This is a genomic window from Streptomyces sp. 13-12-16, from assembly GCF_002114215.1.
Lineage (GTDB): Bacteria > Actinomycetota > Actinomycetes > Streptomycetales > Streptomycetaceae > Streptomyces.
Map to the genome: position 1 here is coordinate 2,360 of NZ_NCTE01001424.1, position 3,687 is coordinate 6,046.

Annotated in this window: 1 protein-coding gene; it reads left to right on the forward strand. The window is 72.7% G+C overall.

The genetic code is table 11. From position 1 onward, the window contains the following. A partial coding sequence (locus B7767_RS42035) for an SDR family NAD(P)-dependent oxidoreductase (RefSeq protein ID WP_218775870.1) occupies positions 1-3,687 on the forward strand: 3,687 nt, incomplete at both ends.

Sequence of the window (3,687 nt, forward strand, 5' to 3'; positions counted from 1 at the left end):
GGGAACCGGACGCCCCCGAGGGGACCGTCATTCCCTGGGTCCTGTCCGCCAAGACCGGACAGGCCCTCCGCGAGCAGGCGGAACGGCTCCTGGACCACGTCACCGAGCACCCCCACCTCCACCCCGTCCACATCAGCCATGCCCTCGCGGCCACCCGCGCGCGCTTCGGGCAGCGGGCCGTGGTCCTCGGCAGCGGGCGCGACGAGCTGATCTCCGGTCTTCGCGCGCTGAGCAGGCAGGAGACGTCGCGCACGGTGGTGACGGGAGTCGCACGCGAAGGTGCGACGGCGTTCCTGTTCACCGGTCAGGGATCACAGCGTGCGGGCATGGGCCGCACCCTGTACGACACCCACACCGTCTTCCGCGAGGCGTTCGACGAGGTCTGCACCACCCTCGACCGCCACCTCGACACCGGACACAACGTCAAGGACGTCGTCTTCGACGACGACCCCGCCCTGCTCGACCAGACCCGCTACACCCAGGCAGCACTGTTCGCCCTTGAAACAGCCCTCCACCACCTCATCACCTCCTTCGGCATCACCCCCGACTACCTCACCGGCCACTCCATCGGTGAGATCACCGCCGCCCACGCCGCCGGCATCCTCACCCTCGACGACGCCTGCCGCCTCGTCGCCGCCCGCGGCACCCTCATGCAGGCCCTGCCCACCGGCGGCGCCATGATCGCCGTACGCGCGAGCGAGGACGACATCCGTCCCCTGCTGGAAGGCCATGAACACCAGGTCGCCATCGCGGCCGTCAACGGGCCCACGTCCCTGGTCGTCTCCGGGGACGAACAGGCCACCACCCACATCGCCGCCGCCCTCGCCGAACGCGGCGTCAAAACCAGGCGCCTCACCGTCTCCCACGCCTTCCACTCCCCCCTCATGGACCCCATGCTCGACGACTTCCGCCACGTCGCCGAGACCCTCACCTACCACCCACCCACCACCCCCATCGTCTCCAACCTCACCGGCCGCCTCGCCGACCCCGACCACATCACCACCCCCGCCTACTGGGTCCAGCACATCCGCCAGGCAGTCCGCTTCGCCGACGGCATCCACACCCTCCACACCAACGACGTCCGCCACTACCTCGAACTCGGCCCCGACGGCACCCTCAGCACGATGGCCCAGGACAACCTCCCGGAGCCGGAGCCGCAGGACACCGAGACCACCCTCACCCCCCTCCTGCACCGCGACCGCGACGAGCAGCACACCCTCCTGACCGCGATAGCCGGCGTCCACGCCCGCACCACCACGTCCGTCGACTGGACCCCGCTCACCACGGCTGCCACCACGCCGGTCGACCTGCCCACCTATCCCTTCCAGCGCCGGCGCTACTGGCTCGACGCACCCACACCGACCTCGGGCGCGGACGGTCTGGGACTGACGGCGACCGGCCATCCGGTGCTGACCACCTTGGCCGAACTCCCCGACGGGGGCGGGTACCTCTTCACCGGCCGCGTCTCCGGGACCGACCCCGCCTGGGTGGCCGAGCACGTCATCTTCGGCACGATGATCGTGCCGGGCGTGGCCTTCGTCGACCTCCTCCTGCACGCCGCGGGGCATGTGGGCTGCGAGCACATCGAAGAGCTCACCCACCACGTGTTCCTCGCCGTACCGGACGACGGCGCGCTGCAGTTGCGCGTCCTCGTCGAGGCGGCGGACGACTCCGGGCGGCGTTCCTTCACGGTCCACTCACGGCCCGAGGACGCTCCTGCCGAGACCGACTGGACCTGCCACGCCACGGGAGTGCTCGCGGCCGAGCGCCGGGAGGCCCCCGCCGCGATCGACGTGCTGGCGGACGAGGTCTGGCCCCCGGCCGGTACCGAGGCCGTGGACACGGAGGAGTTCTACCGCCGGGTCACCGGCGCGGGCTTCGGTTACGGACCTCTGTTCCGCGGGATGCGGGCGGCCTGGCGGGACGGGAGCACGACGTACGCGGAGGTCTCCCTTCCCGACGACGCGGACCCCGGCGCCTTCGGCATCCATCCGGGCCTGCTCGACTCGGCCCTCCAGCCGGCGGCGCTGATCGCCGGGGACGAGGCGGCGGACGACTCCATCCGGGTGCCGTTCTCGTGGGCCGGTGTGTCCCTCCACGCCACGGGGGCTAGGGCCCTGCGGATACGCCTCCTGTGGCCCACCCCGGACACCGCGTCCCTGGTCGTCTCCGACCAGACGGGTGCGCCGGTCATGACGATCGACTCCCTCGTCATGCGGACGGTCGGCCCCGACCAGCTCGCCGTCGCGCGGGCCGCCGACGCCGGAGAGCTGTACGAGGTCGACTGGCTCGCCGTGCCGGTGCCCGAGGACGACGCCCGGGACGCGACCGGGGCCACGTGGGCCGTGGTCGCCGATCCGCTGGAACACCACCTGGCGGTCTCGCCGTCCCGGCTCGGGACCGCGGTCGACGTCCTCCCGGACCCGGTGACGCTCCCGGCGGTGCGGGAGGACGGGAGCGCCGGGCCGGACGTGTTCGTCACCTGGTGCCTGTCCGGGCCCGACGCCGACCCGGTGCGGACCACGCGTTCCCTCACACATCACCTGCTCGGTCTCGTCCAGGCGATGGTGTCCGACGAACGGCCGGACTCCCGTCTGGTGGTCCTCACCAGGGGCGCGGTGTCCACCGGTGCCGGTGACGAGTCGGCCGACCTGGCCGGAGCCGCCGTCTGGGGCCTGATCCGCACCGCTCAGACGGAACACCCCGACCGGTTCGTGCTGATCGACCTCGACGACTCGGACGCCTCCCTGCGGGCCCTCCCGGCTGCCGTTTCCACCTCGGAGCCGCAACTAGCCCTGCGCAACGGTCAGTTCCTCGCCCCGCGCATCGGCCGCGTCCGTACCGACGCACCGGACACCGGGCCGGTCGCCTCACCTGCGCCGTTCGACCCGGACAAGACGGTGCTCATCACCGGTGGCACCGGCGCGCTGGGCACGCTCCTCGCCCGTCACCTGGTCGACACGTACGGCGTCAGGAAGCTGCTGCTGACCAGCCGGCACGGTGCGCGGGCGGGCAGCGACATCGTCACGGAACTCACCGAGCTGGGCGCCGAGGTCACCGTCGCGGCCTGCGACGTCGCCGACCGGCGGTCGCTGGAGGCCCTGCTCGCGGGCCTGCCGCAGGAGCATCCGCTCGGCGCGGTCGTGCACTGCGCGGGCACGCTCGACGACGGCGTCGTGACGGCGCTCAGCCCCGAGCGGTTCGACGGGGTGCTGCGTCCGAAGGTGGACGGGGCGTGGAACCTGCACGAGCTGACCCGGGACCTGGACCTGGACGCGTTCGTGCTGTTCTCGTCGGTGGTCGGTGTCCTCGGCTCCCCCGGCCAGGCCAACTACGCCGCCGCCAACGCCTTCCTCGACGCACTCGCCCAGCAGCGGCGCACGGCGGGACTGCCCGCCACGTCCCTGGCCTGGGGCCTGTGGGAGAGCGGCATGGCCGACACCCTGGACGAGCAGGACCTGGCGCGCATGAACCGCAACGGACTGCTGCCGATGCCCGCCGACCAGGCCCTCGGGCACTTCGACGCGGCGCTCAGGGCGGAGCAGGCGGTACTGGTCCCGGCCAGGCTCGACCTCACGGGCCTGCGTGCCCGTGCCGCGTCCGCTCCCGTGCCGCCCGTGTTCCGCGGGCTGGTCCGCGCGCCCCTGCGCAGCGCCGCCCGGACGGCCGGAGCCGCGGGAGCGGTCG